Source organism: Planktothrix mougeotii LEGE 06226 (assembly GCF_015207485.1).
GTDB lineage: Bacteria > Cyanobacteriota > Cyanobacteriia > Cyanobacteriales > Microcoleaceae > Planktothrix.
This window is the reverse complement of record NZ_JADEWU010000111.1, coordinates 1-15,599: the sequence shown is the minus strand read 5'-3', so window position 1 is coordinate 15,599 and position 15,599 is coordinate 1. Positions and strand designations below refer to the sequence as shown.

The window sequence follows — 15,599 nt, the reverse complement described above, 5'->3', positions numbered from 1 at the left end:
CCTAATCCCCTTGTCCTTAAGAACTCGGAGACAGCAACTCAACCGCATCTCGTCCATCCAGGTCTTCTAAATAAACTTTCACCTGTTCTTCTTTAGCGGTGGGGAGTATTTTTCCAATAAAATCGGGGTGAATGGGAAGTTGACGATGACCTCGATCTACAAGAACAGCTAACCCAATGGTTTCAGGACGACCATAATCAATCACGGCGTTAAGGGCGGCGCGAATGGTTCTCCCTTTATAAATGACATCATCCACTAAAACAACGGTTTTCCCCGTCAAGTCAAAGGGAATGGTGGTTTTTTCAGGGGTTCGCATTCCGACTTGATCCAAATCATCTCGATAAAACGTAATATCTAACGCACCCACAGAAACCGAAACCTGTTCTAAGACCTCAATTTGGTGAGCTAAAAGTTTTGCTAAGGGAACCCCCTTGGTATAGATTCCCAATAAAACTAAATTTTCTAAATCCCCATATTTTTCTACAATTTGGGAAGCCATTCGGTTGAGGGTTCGCCGGAGTTCAGTCGCCGATAGAATTTCAACAATTTTTGTCATATTGGATTAAAGATTAACAATCTTGAGTTTTTTAAAGATATTCGGGATTAGTTTCCCAGGCGCCAAAGGATAAATCCCCCTGCAAATAATCCTAACGCGATTAAAAAACTATATCGAGTCAGTTGTAATGCGTGTTCAATTGTGGTAGATGTAATCGGTTGTTGGGGATCTCCCAATAAAGGTTTGTGTTTGATTACCCCTCCATAGGAATTTTCTCCTCCGAGTTGTACGCCTAAAGCGGCAGCATAAGCGCATTCACTCCATCCAGCATTGGGACTCGGATCAAAAACAGCATCTCGTTGACAAATGTTTAAAACAGATTTAGGTTTTCCTGATAAGATAGCAATTGTGATAACCGTTAATCGACAGGGAAGCCACGTTAAAACATCTTCTAATTTGGCACTAAACCATCCGATATCCTTGTAAGGTGCTTCTCGATAACCCACCATAGAATCGAGGGTACTGGCGGCTTTGTAGGCAAAAGCAAGAGGGACACTACCCACAACGGGAAATAGTGCACCAATTAGGGCATAAAATAAAGGGGCCATGACTCCATCGGTGGCATTTTCTGTGACCGTTTCCAAAACGGCTCTAAGGATTTCTGGCTCGGATAGGCTTTCCGTATCTCGACCCACATAACAACTTAATCGTTGACGAGCCGTGACTAAATCTTTTTGATCAATCCAGTACAGAACATCCTCGGCGGCATCCCTTAAACTTCGACCCGCAAAACAACTGGCCAAGAGGATACTTTCTACTGCAATGCTCAAAATAGGATTCCAAGGAAATTGAACGACTAATGCTTGCACACTATATCCAATTAAAGCCGCTGTTAAGGCACTCCCTAAGACGACAATCAGGGTGAGGAATACCCCTGCAACTCGAAGGATTATGGGTTGGTTTAAGTGTTTAAAGAAAAATTGCGTATAGTGAGTAATTACCCAGCCCATCCCCTGCACTGGATGAAACCAACTTTGGGGATCTCCAATGAGATAATCTAATCCAGCAGCAATGAATAAAATGATCAGGGAATTAAAATCCGTCATGGACAAAGGATAAATTGAAAAGGACACTGGATGTTGGAGGAAGATTCTCGGATTCAAAATTCTCTAAACCACAAAACTTGTTTCTTCCCCTTGTGCAGCTTGCCAACTGCGAGCATCATAATAGAGATCTTCGAGGGAAATCCCATAGAGAGCCTCTTTCAGCTTTTGGTGTAAGCGATTCCACAGGGTAAAAGTTACCCAATCTTCTGCTTGTTCAACATCCGCTTGATGGCGGGGTAAAGGTTCAATGGTTTCTCCTACTGCTTCTAAGATCTGTCCTAGGGAGATTTGGGCTGGAGATTTTGCCAATTGATAGCCTCCTTGAGCGCCTCGAACTGATTCAACTAACCCCGATCGTCGCATCTCAATTAAGAGTTTTTCCAGATAGGGTGCAGGAATATTTTGGCGCTGTGCGATCGCGTTTACAGAAGTCGGCCCGATCCCCCGTTGTAAGGATAGATCGAGTAAGGCTTTAACGCTATAGTGTCCCCGTGTAGTTAACTTCATCCTCGGTAATAAAATAAATAACTTTGCAATTGAGTTTTAAAGGGTAAAGATGGTCTTGACAGATTCTACCAAGTTGAGCATACCTAAAAGGAATTCGCGACAACTCACAGGAAAATGGCAGTAATAACCCCCTCCCAAGAGTTTAGTCTGGAGTTGATAACTTCTCATCAGTCTGGACAGGTAAGTTTTCTGTTGAAAGGGGGGTTGGACTTGATGCGATGGAGATCGATACTATTGCTGACAAGCTGATAGCTGAAGGTGATGGTCAGGTGTTGGATGTCCCACCCTTCCACTCAACTCCTTGATCTCGATTAGATCTGTTAAAAAATTTAAGAAACAGGTGAACAATTTCGTTAATTAGTGTAATATAGTTTCTCAAGTAGCGATCTAGCTAAACCCTCTGGGTGACTGAACAGCCATTCCAGAAAAAAGTCAAGACCTTTTGTAAAATATTTACAGGAAGAGTTAATGGTTAAAAAGAAAAGTTCTGATCCTCAACCTCAGCCTCTGACCGGAGAAGCTTTACTCGATAAAGTCAAAGGACTTGAACATCTGAGCAAAGAAGAGAAAGCTAGAGAATGTGGTTACTACACCCTGACTAAAAACAATGTTGAGCGCGTCAACATGATGAAATTCCTGAATGCTCTGATTGATGCAGAGGGAATTGAGTTAGATGGCAAACAACAAGGAAATGGACGGGGTGGACGCTCCGCTAGTTATCGGATTAGTGTTCAGTCAAATGGTAACTTGTTAATTGGTGCGGCTTATACAAAACAAATGGATTTGAATCCTGGTGATGAATTTGAAATTTCTCTAGGACGTAAGCATATTCACCTCAAACAAGTTGAAGCGGGAGACGAAGAAGAAGAATCATAGGATTATCGTCTTCTATTTAATCCTCAGACTGAATTTAATCACTGTTGTACGCTGTTTTAACGTACAAATCCTTTAGACTGGCAATGGCTCTTTTTAAGTCGCTGCCAGCTATTGTTATATTTATTAATTGGAATAAGTTGCCTGTTTTGTTTGATCGCTTCCTAGATTGGTATTAGCCAGCTTTTGATACCTGCTTTTTTATCCTAGCTCAGATGAATGAGCAGGAAGCGGATCAACGTCAAACGGGATTGTTATGTGGCAACACTTCCCAATAACTTGCGAAAGACAATTTGATCCACACCATCTGTGTCCCATCAGTCATTCGTTCTGGCGCAACGTAGGTAACACCCACTGGCTTATTATCGTAGTCAGTAAACCATATATTTTGGGTTTTCATTCCCCTTTCAAACGCCAATTTACTCGTTATGCAATGGGTTAAATTTAGATTCAAAAGAAAGATTTTTACCTGCCAAGTTAAGATGCTTTATTGATTTTCTCTCTTGATGAATTTGCAACTCTATTAAGTTAGTGTAATTGATGTCAATTGGCACAGACAGCCAGCTATTCTCATATCAATCGTAGGGTGCGTAAGCAACGCGCACGCACAAAATCTTCCAACTTAATCACTTATCCTAACTCTGAGTCTCCATTTTTTTATCAAAAAGCTCTGACGTGACATCGCACCAGAAATCAAAGACCCCATTGAGAGTTGACATTGCCTCTCCAAACACCTCGATATTGATGGTGCTTGTCTCTTTCAGATGTTGGTCGCCACGGCGGGATGTGGCAAATCGAAAGGCCTCTCCATTTGGATCAATTGGTGTATAACTATACATTATACAGAAACTTTCCTCATAACATATCTGATCGGAACAATATACGGAAAACTTCTGCATCAAACTCCTGAAATTGTATGTCCTAACCACTAAAGCGGTTGCTATAATTCTGGATTGATGTCGATAATCCTATGGGGATAATTTGTTGTTGCGCTTGAACCCATGTTAAAGAGTCCTGAAGGGCTCACTACGATTCAATCACCTTACCTCTAAACACAACATAGTTATAGATATTATAAAACAACATAATGGGAATTAGAAAACCAATAAAAGTGATCATGAACACTAAAGCACTAGGGGAAGCAGCAGCTTGATAAATGGTGATCGAAGGAGGAATAATATAGGGAAAAACGATTAACCCTAAGCCGATAAACGTGATCAAAAAGATTAAAATTGTCCAAATAAAAGGTGTTGTTTCCTCCCGTTGTTTCAGACTTCTTAATAGCAACCCCACAAAAAGAAGACCCAAAATCGGAATCAACGCAAACACATAAATTTCTGGCTCATGAAACAACTTAATTCGGATATTCTCAGAAACAAAAGGGGTCGAAATCGTAATTAAAATTGCACCCGCTAATGTTGTTAAAGCAGCCAGTTTAGCGGTGCGATAATGGATGATTTGCAACTCTCCCTCAGTCTTCATGATTAAATAAGTAGAGCCAATTAAAACATAACCTTGAATTAAAGTTAGCGCCACCAATAGCGATCGCCAATCTAACCAATCCCACATTCCTCCAGTAAAATGTCCAAGCTCATCTACTGCAATCCCTTGTAAAACTCCTCCTAATGCAAATCCCTGAGAAAGTGCAGCCAAAAAACTTCCCGCTCCAAAAGCAAAATTCCAGAGTAATTTGTTGTCTGCGTGTTCTCGAAACTCAAAAGCCACCGCCCGAAAAATCAATCCAAAAATCATGCCAAAAATGGGAATATAAAGAGCATTTAGGATAGTAGCATAAGCTAAAGGAAACGCCCCAAATAAAGCCCCTCCCATTAACACTAACCAAGTTTCATTGGCATCCCAAACATTGCCCAAACTGGTCATCAAAATACTGCGACGTTGTTCATCAGAACTGGTGAGAGATAAAATTCCTACCCCTAAATCAAATCCATCTAACATCACATATAAAAGTAGAAAAAGGGCTAGAATTACAAACCAAACCTGATCCAAAAAATGCGTTAAACTCTCCATAATTCTCCTATTGTTGAGTTTCTAAAGGGCGACTATCAGGGATATGGGTCGCTGGAGTTGTCTCTAATGCCTGTTTTTCTTCCCCAGGAATTGAGAGTTGTAAATTCGGCCCTTGGCGAATAATTTTACTGCCAAAATAGAGGGCAGAAATCAATAAAATTGTGTAAATTGTTGTAAATACTAATAACGAGCTTAAAACCTCTCCTGGCGGTAAATGAGACGCTGCATCAACGGTGCGAACTTGTCCATAAACTGTCCAGGGTTGTCGTCCCACACAACGCACAATCCAACCGGATTCAACTGCAATATATCCCAAAGGAGCGGCAAACAACCAAGCGCGTAATAACCAACGTTGTTGAGAAATTTCTGAAGCTGATAATTTTCCTCGCCACCATTGAAATACAGTGACTAGCATTAAACCTGCTAAAAAGAAACCAATTCCACTCATAACCCGAAAGGCATAATAAATCAATCCCACCATCCGAGGACGGTCTTCGGGTTTCCAAGCTTTTAATCCTAAAACGGGTTCAGAGAGTTGTTTTTTAAACTCTAATACATATCCTAAACCGTTGGGGATTGACAATTCCCAATCATTTTTTTGGGCTTTTTCATTCGGGAAGGCTAACAGCGTCCAATCAGCAGTTTCTCCGGCGGGAGTCGTTTCCCATTTGGCTTCTATTGCTGCTAATTTAGTCGGTTGATAATGATAGACTTGTTCAGCACTTAAATGCCCAATATAAATTTGTAGGGGAGTTACCGCAATCGTCGCCGCTAAGACAATTTTGAAAGACTTAGCAAAAAAAGCAGGATGACGTTGATTCAGAATATACCAAGCACTAATTCCACCAATTACAAATAGGGAAGTTTCTAGGGTGGCGAAAAACATATGGAGAAAACTTTTCGCCATAAACGGATTTAGAATGGCTTGAAAGTAGTCATGAACGATAAATTTTCCATTAATTAATTCTGTCCCCGATGGTGTTTGTAACCAGGAATTGGCGGTTAAAATCCAGAAGGTAGAAAGATTCGCCCCAAATGCGACCATGATAGTTGCTAGGTAATGAATCCGGGGATTAACTCGCTCCCAGCCAAACAACATAATTCCTAAAAATCCGGCTTCTAACATGAAAGCCATTGAGCCTTCAAAGCCTAAAATACTGCCAAAAAAATCTCCGACGGCTTCTGAAAAGGGCGCCCAGTTTGTACCAAATTGGAATTCCATTGGTAAACCGGATGCTACACCAATTCCAAAGTTAAGAACATAGAGTTTTGACCAAAATCTAGCATGATAATAATAGTCTCGATTGCGAGTTTTTAGCCACAATCCTTCGACAATCACTAAATAAATTGCCATTCCTGTTGTGATCACAGGCCATAGCATATGAAAAATTGCAGTCAAGGCAAATTGAATCCGTGATAAAACCACAGTATCGGACAAAAATTCCATGTTTATCTCTATCAGTTCATCGATGAGTAATTTAACTTGATTCGAGTTTTTAAACTTAGTTTCACTGGAATTTCTTAATGTTTCATAATTTGACAAAACGTCAAATAATTTTGATAAAAAAATAACTTAACCCTAACACATTTAGCAACGATTTTGCTATTGATCATACGGCTTTTTTTGTACGTCCTGAGTTAAGATTCAATAGCATCATCGGATGGTGGATGCCAACCGCCATGAATCCAAAGACGACGTGCTTTAACAATTGCCCCCTCATTATGCTCTTGGTCGTTCAAATCTAAGCGATCACACGTTGCACGTCCAATTGAAGTCTTGCCTCGAATCACCAGACCGCCCTTCTCCCAAACAAAATGCTCATTCCACTGATCCAGTCGTGGGTTAAACAAATGAGTAGAAACTTGAGATTCTGGGTCAGTTCCTTCTGTAAAGTTGTAACGGTAGCTATTACATCGCTGACAAGCCAAAGCCAAATTTTCAAATGTATTTGCGCCTCCACGCGATCGCGGCTGGATGTGATCAATTTCAAATCTGGCTGCACTGGCTTCTTCGGAAGAGTGACAGTATTCACACAAATACTTAGCCCGTTCTCGAACCTGTTGCCGAATCTTTTTTGAAATCGCCATACCTACATAGACTCAGCAATAATTTTTGCATTGAGGAGCGTGAAAATTCGGTCGAGTTCCAAAATTCCAGTCAACTCTACTGCTTCATCGCTTGTCAACTGCGACTCTCGCTGTTTCTCGTTCAGACTCTCTAGTCGCTCTTGCAGATCTTCGCTAAATTTGAATAAGAACAATCCTCGAACTGGCTTGATTTGAATTCCAGCATCAATAAAAGAGGAGGGTTGAATCATCAGTTGTGCATTCATTATTCACCTCAAAGACTATGTTATCAAGTGGAACGGTTTCACCTTCCGCTATCTGTTGACGCACCATTGCTGCCATCTGATCCCATTGATTGTCTGTCGTGACAGCGAAACGATTTTCCCATTTTTGCTCGTCTTGCAATTCTGCCAAAAATCGAGCCGCGATCGCATCCTGCTGATCGGGTGGAAGTTTTTCAATTTGAGCAATCGCTTGTCGAAGTAGTTCAGTCATAGCTTAACAACGGTAAACACTCACTACTCTGCGTCTTTATTGTAACCAAAGTCTTGATGAAGTGTTGCCGAGAGATTAATTGAAATGGGTGTACCGACTTCTGATATTATTCTGGGTTTTTATTCCCCTGTCAATCGCCAATTTAGTCGTTATGGAATGGGTTAAATTTAGATTCAAAAGGAAGATTTTTACCTGCCAAGTTAAGATGCTTTATTGATTTTCTCTCTTGATGAACTTGCAACTCCATTAAGTTAGTGTAGTTTAGGATAGGAGATAACCTTAGAAGTCAGTGGCGACAGGCAACTTTGGTAACTTCACCAACGCTTTTTTTTGTCCATCCGATGCCGTGAAGTGTTAGCCTCCAATTTCTTTCCATTCCTGAAATTGTCCTGGTACCTTATCAGCAATAGCGTAATGCTTAATTTTTTCACCTTGAAAAGAGTGAATATCTAACGGTTTAGCTGCGTAGATATTATGAAAGACACATATTAATAATTGCTGATCTAATCCACTGTAAAGAGCAGCGACTGCGCTGATAGAAGTATTGCTACTTTGAGTCATTTTGCGCTTAGTACCAAAACCCCGATCTTTTACACTTGTTCCAGATATATGCGAAGCAACACTAAAGTCAATTTTTTCCATTCCATACATTGCTGTTTTAATTTCGTAAGGATCTGTTCCTCTTCTACTAATCGGCACGTTGTTGTATAAAACGACCATGCTAGGGACAGAACCAGCACCACGAGATTTAAGCTGTTTAGCAGCAGATTGAATCTTCAACCTTACCTTGGCACCAGGTTCTCCTCCAAAGGCATCTGTCCACCCCCTATCCTCCAACTGCTTCTGAAGCTTAAGCTCCTCCGAATTTGGATCAAATTGCTTGACTTCAACCAAAACTTTTCCCAAGGATGTTTCTATCTCATAATCAGGTTCTTTTTTTCCAGGAATTATAGAGACTTCAATTCGAGATAATTGAATTTTATTTTCCTTGCAAAATCTTTCAAAAAGTTTCTCTGAGATCGTTTGTTCACTCATATCTGAAGAATCTTATAGTTTTTAAGCAAGATACATCTGGTAGTTAACGTTCCGGTTGAGTGGCTGTCAACAACCTTTGCAACATCATCAAGATCTTTCATTCGAGCTTGAGCTTGCAAATCAGAGTCATTCGTTGTCATCGTTATAGAAGGGATGATGCGAAAGTAGCCAATGGCTCTTTACTCTACATCAAAGAGGTTAAGTTGCAATTCTGTGCGTGAATCAACACCAGAGATGAGGATGGCACTCCTCGCATCAAATCGTTCGCTTAATTCTCGAAGTGCTTGAGGGGTAGCACTTTGAATAGATCGATCTCCAATGAAACACTCAAAATGTTCCTTGTAAAATTGTCTCATTGTTCGGTTGGTTAGCTCATGAGGATTACAGTTTCTCGCTCCAACCACTTCTATTGCCGGAATTACCGTAATCCCCGACTGTTGGGAATACAAGAAAACATAAGATGCAGGAGAATGCTTGAGCATTTTTTCGCATTGCTCGCGCATCTTTTCAAAATTTCTACTACTAAAGTTCTCGCTTGGCTCAATTAATTTTGACTGTGCCAAAAATCCCTTCTTGACTTGGTATCCTTGAAGATCAATTTCTAGCGCAGCAAGAAAGTCTGCTCCATAATTATTTTCTTGGCTTCCACGTCCTCTATCCGCTAGTGTTTTGGCACGCCATCTTACCCCAGCAATTGTTTGATGATTTAGGAGATATTGCATAACTCCTAAAAGACGGTCTGTGACAGCAGGTTCCTGTTCAATTCTTTCACTGATCAAGTCTTCTAATGTTTCTTTCTCTGCCTCACTGATTTTGGCTAGTAATCGGTTGACAAGTTTTTGATTGTTAAACACAAAGGATGCAATTAATAAAAGACTGTGTTATCTGGGATGGACTTTTTTGAATCGCAAGCTGGGATAACTTGGATCTTGCTTGAATTGCCGATATGCCTTACGGGTTTGTTCCTGAACCGGCTCTGGTAGAGTGGCAAACATTTTACGAAATTGAGTGGTTGTACGAGATTTCACAATGTTTCTGGATCTAACTCTTGCGTTTTGCCTGCATGGTATTCAGCCATCGCCTCGGCTGCAAGTTTAGCTAACAGATCTGGGGAACGAGTAAATGACTCATCCCAGCGACGCTCATCTTCAAGTTCTTCTAGGATCATGGTTGCGATCGCATCTTGCTGACTAGAAGGTAAGGTTTTTAATCGGGCGATTACACATTCAAGTAGCTCAGTCATATTTGATATTTAACATTGATGTCAATTATAATCCGTTGTTGCGCTTGAGTGCATCCTAAAGAGCCCTGAAGAACTCACAACTTAAGGTATTGAAACCGTTTAATAATTGTTCAATAATTGTTTTTGACCGTCTTCGCCGATCGGCTCAAACTACATACGTTTCAGGAATTCATCGTACTCATCATGTGTGCCAATCCAGTACCAGTAGATATGGTCGGATTCCAACAAACCCAGAACACGGTAGTTAATGCTGACACGAGCAGAATAAATTGGTTGCTTCTGACTGACTCGTTTGAACTGAAGACTTGGATGATAAGGGTCTTCCTGCCAAAGAGCGTAGGCTTTAGCGGCTTGTTCCTGAACTGATATAGGAAGCTCGTTCAAACGCTTGCGAAATGACTTTGTGACACTTGATTTCATTTTTGTCTAGGAAAAATTTTATCAAGTGGAACGGTTTCACCTGCCGCTATCTCCTGATGCACCATTGCCGCCATCTGATCCCATTGATCGTCTGTCGTGGTAGCGAAACGATTTTCCCATTTTTGCTCGTCTTGCAATTCTGCCAAAAATCGAGCAGCGATCGCATCCTGCTGATCGGGTGGAAGTTTTTTAATTTGAGCAATCGCTTGTCGAAGTAGTTCAGTCATAGCTTAACAACGGTAAACACTCACTACTATGCGTCTTTATTGTAACCGTTGTTGCGATTTAGCGCATCCTAAAGAGCCCTGAAGGGCTCACTACTAGGGTATGGGAACTGTTCTTAATAACTGTTCAATAATTGTTTTTGACCGTCTTCCTCCGGCTGGAATTAAACGATGGGATAAGACATGGGGAGCCAAGTATTTCACATCATCTGGTGTGCCATAATCTCTTCCTAATAAAAACGCTAAAGCTTGAGTGGCTCGATGTAAAGCAATGGTGCCACGAGGACTTACCCCTAATGTGATTTCTTCTGATTCTCTTGTGGCTCTAACTAAATTCAGAATATACTGTTGTAACGAGGTTTCTATCTTAACTTGATGACACCAATTTTGCAGTTCTAACACCTCATCCTGAGAAATACAAGGTTCTAAATCATCCACCGTTATCCCATCCGATAAGCGTTGTAACATTTGCAATTCTTCGGCTTCGCTGGGATATCCTAACGTTAAGGATAATAAAAATCGATCCATTTGGGCTTCCGGTAAGGGAAACGTCCCTTGATATTCAATGGGGTTTTGAGTTGCTATCACAAAAAACGGTTTCGGAACAAACCGAGACACCCCATCAACGGTGACTTGTCGTTCTTCCATGACTTCTAATAACGCGGACTGAGTTCGAGGCGTCGCTCGGTTAATTTCATCGGTTAATAAAATATTAGTAAAAATTGGCCCTGGAAGAAACTCAAATTCTCCCGTGCGGGGGTTCCAAATATTGGTTCCGGTGATATCTGTAGGTAATAAATCCGGTGTACATTGAATGCGTTGAAATTGTCCCGCAATGGAACGCGCGAGGGATTTTGCGAGTAAGGTTTTTCCCACACCGGGTACATCTTCTAATAACGCATGACCCCCCGCTAATAGGGCGACTAACGTTAACCGAATAGCATCTTCTTTTCCAACAATTGTCCGGCTTAAATTGTGTTTTAGATGTTCAATTCTTTGTTTCATGGGATATTTTTATTGATAGGAAGACAAAATGCAATGGTGTCAATTATAATCCTGGGTGAAAGAGAGAGAGACGCGCCGGGGCTCGTCTCTACGTTGGGTCTAGTATCTCCTTGGCTTGTAAACAATCCGCCTTAATTTGAGTTTTAAGCTCATCTAAACAGGCAAATTTCTGTTCCGGTCGCAAGAATTCTTCTAGGCTAACCTTTAAGGTTTTTCCATATAAATCTCCTGACCAATTTAATAAATGAACCTCGACAGTGACGCTTTGACCTGCGACGGTTGGACGACAGCCAATATTCATCACCGCCGGATGATTTACCAACCCCAAATTAGCATTATTTTCTGTTTCTGAGACTTTCACCGCATAAACCCCATAGCTCGGTAAAAACTTTTCCGGGGGGATGTGTAAATTAGCGGTAGGAAACCCAATTGTTCGTCCTAACTGTTGACCTTGAACCACTGCACCGACTAAATGATAGGATCTTCCTAATAATTGATTGGCGCGACGAATTACACCCTTTTCTAAAGACGTGCGAATTTCTGAACTGCTAATCCGTTCGCCATTTTCACATAAATATAAAGGAACTGTTTTAACTTTAATTCCGTGATGTCCGGCAATTTTTTCTAAATCCTTCACTGTTCCCGTTCGCTTGTTTCCAAAGCGGAAATCAAATCCTACACTAATACAACGAGGTTGCAATTTTTGAATTAAAATTCTTTCAACAAATTCCCTCGGACTTAAGGTTGCCATTTGTTCATCAAACGGTAACAACACCCATTGTTCTACCCCCATTTTTTTTAACCATTCCGCTTTTTCATCTAAGGGGGTGAGTAACTTTTTGGGTTGACCTGTAAAAAATTCTTGAGGATGGGGATGAAACGTGACCACTGTACTATAACAGGGTTGATCTGCTCCTAAATTGTTATCCAATAGCCCTCTATCCCACGTCAACAGGGTGACGGGGTTCGCTAAAAGCATCTCTGTCCGTTGTCGGGAATCTAAAGGTGAGTGTCGCTTTAAAATCGGCTGAATCACCTGTTGATGGCCACGATGTAAGCCATCAAAGTTTCCCAAAGCAATGGCAGTGGGCGTTAATACGGTATCAAGCGATGATGTTATCCACACGCTTCACATTTTGACATAATTTGGATTTCTGCGATCGCCCGGATTAAAAAATATGGTGAAACCCTTACAAATTTCGGCTAACGGCTTGTACTTGTGTCGGATTGATGACATTCAAGGGAGAACTTAACTGAATCGATAATCCTTCCCGTGCGATTAAACTATTGGGGAACTGTTCGGCGACTTGTTCACCAATTTTATCCATAAAATCATCATTATGAAGCGGGTCATGATGAAAAATGACTAACCGTTTTACCTTGGCAGCTTTAGCGATTTTAACAGCTTCTTGCCAAGTGGAATGTCCCCAACCTACCTTACTGGTTTTTTCGGCATGATATTCTTCATCCGTGTAGGTAGCATCGTAAATTAAAACATCAGCATTTCGGGCTAAAAATAACACATTTTCATCTAAGTGATCGGGAAAATGTTCTGTATCCGACACATAAGCCGCTGAATAGTTTCGCCAGTTCACTCGATACCCCACCGCCTCACCGGGATGGTTTAATAACGCTGTTTCTACAGTAATTTCATCATTAATATGAATCGAATTACCCACCGAAATATCGACAAACTTTAAGTCGGCTCCCATAATTTGTAACGGAACGGGAAAATTAGGATGGAGCATTTGATCATTTAAACGATGCTGCACCGTTGAACCATCGGGAGCAATTGTACCATAGATATAAAACGTATTAATTTTAATAAAAGCCGGAACAAAAAAGGGAAATCCTTGGATATGATCCCAATGATAATGAGTAAAAAATAAATGGGCAGTAACGGGCATTTGAGCGAGGAGGGATTGTCCTAGGACTCGTAACCCCGTACCTCCATCAAAAATCAATCGTTCCGTACCCACTCGCATTTCGATACAGGGCGTATTTCCGCCATAGCGCACGGTCTCCGAACCCGGACACGCGATGCTCCCTCTTACTCCCCAAAAATGAACCGTGAATTGGTTTTGTAGATTAGACATAGGTGTTATTACTCGTTGGAGTTAGACGGTTGAGTGGGTTAAGTTGATTCGGATTAAGTTTTGGTGGAAAAAACTTAATTGAAAGCCTCAAAGTTAAGATCCATCCTATCTTAACCGAAGTTGATCTTGTATCAATCCGAAATGATGCGACAGAATGACATAAACTATCGTTAATACCACTCTAATTTTAGATCAAATTTGAGATCACATAATACAATACTTTGGTTTGGATGTTCAGTATGGATAAAGTCAGTAAAACTCTTGATCATCTTCAGCTAATTCGGATTAGCCTATCAACTCAGAGTCAACACGTCCTGCATCAAGTCCAAAGGCTATTATATTCTAGGAATCGGACGGTTATTCCGTCTGAGCATTTTTCCCTGACACCCCCCTTGCAATTCACTCGTCTTGTTAAACCTTGGAAGCGGTTAGGCCAACGTCGGTCTGAACGGTTGAAAACTTGGTTATTCCTGCTAATAGGTTTCGGGATTTGGGGATGGTGGAATAGTAAACTTTTATTTTCAACGGCTTTGGCTGTGGGGGTAATGGCTTGGGTTTACCATCTGCGGGAACTTCCGATTAATTTCCAGGGGTGGAACTGGTATCGACGGTTGGAACCTTCTCAGCGTCAGTTGTTCTTGACGGTTGGTAGTGGGGTCAGTTCTTGTATTTTCTTCTATCTTTCTCTATCCCTTTGGACAAGTGCTGAAAGTCCTGAAATGGCTTTAAGTCTAATCGGACAAAATTTAGGGATTTTGGGAATTTTAAGCTTAATTTTGTGGCAATGGTATCAACAAAAATATAATAACGTTCAATCTCAACTGAACCAATGGTTGGGAGATTTAACTCAAGATAATCCCCTGAAACGCTTGATTGCTGTGCGTCAAATCACTGATTCCTTTCAGCATTCTCCCCAACGTTCAGGAAATCGACAATTATTATTAGAGGCGCAACGGTGGCAACCTTTACCGACTCTTCAGTCCTTTCAAGGCATTAATCAAACTCATATTGTTGAGTATTTTCAACTGATGTTATACCAAGAAAATGAACCCCTTGTGCGTGAAGCGTTATTAGAAGGCTTACAAATTCTCGAACCAGAAGACCACCGAAGGGATTTTGAAGAATTAAGGGTTAGAATTTCACCTGAAGATGATGTAAAATCAATTGACCATCAAAGGTTTCAAAGATAATTTTGTTAATATTTAATTCGCTTAATTCTAATTGAGCATTAGGGAAATTTAGGGAATCGGTATTGAGATGAGGAGAGACATTCATCCGGGTTTCTGCTACTTTTTTACCTTCGGCATCATAGGCGCATAAAACGGTAGCGCGAGAACTGGTAATCAGTCCAGAGACTTGCTGAACGGGATATTTAAAGTTAATTTCTAAGACTCCCCCTTTGGGTGCACCCATAATGACTGTTGTGGCAGGTTTTAAGACAAAAGCGGGATTAGAGGGTTGTAAGGCGATCGCATTATGAAACGTAATTCCCCAATGTTGAAATTGATTTTCAACGACTTCAAAACAATTTAATTCTTCTAAGGCTAATCGAATTTCGGTTGAGGCTTTAACGGTCAATTCTGGATCGATATTTTGGTCTTCTCGTTGAGGATAAACAACAAGTTCAGATGAATTAGATTCGCAATCAATAGGAGTTTCTAATTCTAAGGATTGAATAAAATCAACAGCCGGAAAGTCTTCGTCTACCATAAAGTTTTTCATAGTTACCCACAACCAAATGATTGATAGAACAGGGTTGATTGAACCGTTCTGGTGTCAAACTGCTATCTTTTGGGGGAGTACAACTGGATTAACAGACTGAGATCCTTAAATCAGTTGCCCTTAAAAGATGGGTTTAACCCATGAGGGGTGTCACCCCTCATTATAAACCAGCCCAGACTGTTTGCAAACCCAAATTTAGGATTAACTAGATCCTACAAAGGCTCGGAAGGGGAATCAGGACAAAAGCAGGGGGAGAGGAGGACAAGGGGACGGGGGGACGGG

Annotated in this window: 19 protein-coding genes and 1 pseudogene; 3 read left to right on the top strand and 17 right to left on the bottom strand. The window is 41.0% G+C overall.

The features are described 5' to 3' along the window. Positions 1-16: 16 nt before the first annotated feature. The 3 genes from pyrR to IQ236_RS25815 form a co-directional block, all read right to left on the bottom strand. The gene (gene pyrR, locus IQ236_RS25825) at positions 17-556 is read right to left on the bottom strand and encodes a bifunctional pyr operon transcriptional regulator/uracil phosphoribosyltransferase PyrR (protein WP_193871931.1); all 540 of its coding nucleotides are present in this window, start codon (positions 554-556) and stop codon (positions 17-19) included. A 47-nt stretch (positions 557-603) separates the two neighbouring features. Continuing rightward, complete coding sequence (gene cbiB, locus IQ236_RS25820) at positions 604-1,602, bottom strand: adenosylcobinamide-phosphate synthase CbiB (protein WP_193871930.1); 999 nt, start codon at positions 1,600-1,602, stop codon at positions 604-606. Positions 1,603-1,665: 63 nt separating this feature from the next. After that, positions 1,666-2,109 carry an Rrf2 family transcriptional regulator gene (locus IQ236_RS25815; protein ID WP_193871929.1) on the bottom strand — a complete coding sequence of 148 codons (444 nt, stop codon included), beginning with the start codon at positions 2,107-2,109 and terminating at the stop codon, positions 1,666-1,668. A gap of 468 nt (positions 2,110-2,577) precedes the next feature. On the opposite strand from IQ236_RS25815, the gene IQ236_RS25810 reads away from it, so the two are divergent. Continuing rightward, positions 2,578-2,985 carry an AbrB family transcriptional regulator gene (locus IQ236_RS25810; RefSeq protein ID WP_072719612.1) on the top strand — a complete coding sequence of 136 codons (408 nt, stop codon included), beginning with the start codon at positions 2,578-2,580 and terminating at the stop codon, positions 2,983-2,985. Positions 2,986-4,008: 1,023 nt separating this feature from the next. On the opposite strand, the gene cydB is transcribed toward IQ236_RS25810, so the two are convergent. From cydB to IQ236_RS25785, 5 genes are all read right to left on the bottom strand, one after another. Further along, a complete protein-coding gene (cydB, locus tag IQ236_RS25805; RefSeq protein WP_193871928.1) occupies positions 4,009-5,010 on the bottom strand; it encodes a cytochrome d ubiquinol oxidase subunit II in 1,002 nt (333 codons plus the stop codon). Positions 5,011-5,017: 7 nt separating this feature from the next. Beyond that, positions 5,018-6,457 (bottom strand): cytochrome ubiquinol oxidase subunit I, encoded by a 1,440-nt coding sequence (locus tag IQ236_RS25800; RefSeq protein WP_193871927.1) that lies wholly within the window; start codon positions 6,455-6,457, stop codon positions 5,018-5,020. A gap of 191 nt (positions 6,458-6,648) precedes the next feature. Continuing rightward, entirely contained in the window at positions 6,649-7,098 is a 450-nt protein-coding gene (locus tag IQ236_RS25795; RefSeq protein ID WP_193871926.1) for an HNH endonuclease, read from the bottom strand. A 2-nt stretch (positions 7,099-7,100) separates the two neighbouring features. Then, positions 7,101-7,343: a hypothetical protein gene (locus IQ236_RS25790; protein ID WP_193871925.1), complete on the bottom strand. Its 243-nt coding sequence runs from the start codon at positions 7,341-7,343 to the stop codon at positions 7,101-7,103. Next, on the bottom strand, positions 7,303-7,572 hold the full coding sequence (locus IQ236_RS25785; protein WP_193871924.1) for a hypothetical protein: 270 nt from the start codon (positions 7,570-7,572) through the stop codon (positions 7,303-7,305). Before IQ236_RS25785 ends, IQ236_RS25790 begins: the two co-directional genes overlap by 41 nt. 75 nt (positions 7,573-7,647) lie before the next feature. On the opposite strand from IQ236_RS25785, the pseudogene IQ236_RS25780 reads away from it, so the two are divergent. Then, positions 7,648-7,737: pseudogene (locus IQ236_RS25780) on the top strand (element excision factor XisI family protein); the annotation flags it as partial. A gap of 189 nt (positions 7,738-7,926) precedes the next feature. Here the strand turns inward: IQ236_RS25780 and IQ236_RS25775 are convergent. From IQ236_RS25775 to IQ236_RS25740, 8 genes are all read right to left on the bottom strand, one after another. Further along, the gene (locus IQ236_RS25775; protein WP_193871923.1) at positions 7,927-8,607 is read right to left on the bottom strand and encodes a hypothetical protein; all 681 of its coding nucleotides are present in this window, start codon (positions 8,605-8,607) and stop codon (positions 7,927-7,929) included. 179 nt (positions 8,608-8,786) lie between these two features. Beyond that, the gene (locus IQ236_RS25770) at positions 8,787-9,461 is read right to left on the bottom strand and encodes a hypothetical protein (protein ID WP_193871922.1); all 675 of its coding nucleotides are present in this window, start codon (positions 9,459-9,461) and stop codon (positions 8,787-8,789) included. Between the two features lie 170 nt (positions 9,462-9,631). After that, positions 9,632-9,850, bottom strand: coding sequence for a hypothetical protein (locus tag IQ236_RS25765; RefSeq protein WP_193871921.1), 219 nt, complete (start codon positions 9,848-9,850; stop codon positions 9,632-9,634). Between the two features lie 150 nt (positions 9,851-10,000). Further along, a complete protein-coding gene (locus IQ236_RS25760) occupies positions 10,001-10,270 on the bottom strand; it encodes a type II toxin-antitoxin system RelE family toxin (RefSeq protein ID WP_193871920.1) in 270 nt (89 codons plus the stop codon). Further along, entirely contained in the window at positions 10,267-10,497 is a 231-nt protein-coding gene (locus IQ236_RS25755; RefSeq protein WP_193871919.1) for a hypothetical protein, read from the bottom strand. The genes IQ236_RS25760 and IQ236_RS25755 overlap by 4 nt, the downstream gene beginning before the upstream one ends. A gap of 93 nt (positions 10,498-10,590) precedes the next feature. Next, complete coding sequence (locus tag IQ236_RS25750) at positions 10,591-11,499, bottom strand: AAA family ATPase (protein WP_193871918.1); 909 nt, start codon at positions 11,497-11,499, stop codon at positions 10,591-10,593. 88 nt (positions 11,500-11,587) lie between these two features. After that, positions 11,588-12,625: a bifunctional riboflavin kinase/FAD synthetase gene (locus IQ236_RS25745; RefSeq protein WP_193871917.1), complete on the bottom strand. Its 1,038-nt coding sequence runs from the start codon at positions 12,623-12,625 to the stop codon at positions 11,588-11,590. 64 nt (positions 12,626-12,689) lie between these two features. Next, positions 12,690-13,595 (bottom strand): MBL fold metallo-hydrolase, encoded by a 906-nt coding sequence (locus IQ236_RS25740; RefSeq protein WP_193871916.1) that lies wholly within the window; start codon positions 13,593-13,595, stop codon positions 12,690-12,692. Positions 13,596-13,834: 239 nt separating this feature from the next. Between IQ236_RS25740 and IQ236_RS25735 the strand changes: the two genes are divergently transcribed. Continuing rightward, positions 13,835-14,785, top strand: coding sequence for a hypothetical protein (locus tag IQ236_RS25735; protein WP_193871915.1), 951 nt, complete (start codon positions 13,835-13,837; stop codon positions 14,783-14,785). On the opposite strand, the gene IQ236_RS25730 is transcribed toward IQ236_RS25735, so the two are convergent. Then, on the bottom strand, positions 14,727-15,305 hold the full coding sequence (locus IQ236_RS25730) for a hypothetical protein (protein ID WP_193871914.1): 579 nt from the start codon (positions 15,303-15,305) through the stop codon (positions 14,727-14,729). The genes IQ236_RS25735 and IQ236_RS25730 overlap by 59 nt on opposite strands. Positions 15,306-15,599 lie beyond the last annotated feature (294 nt).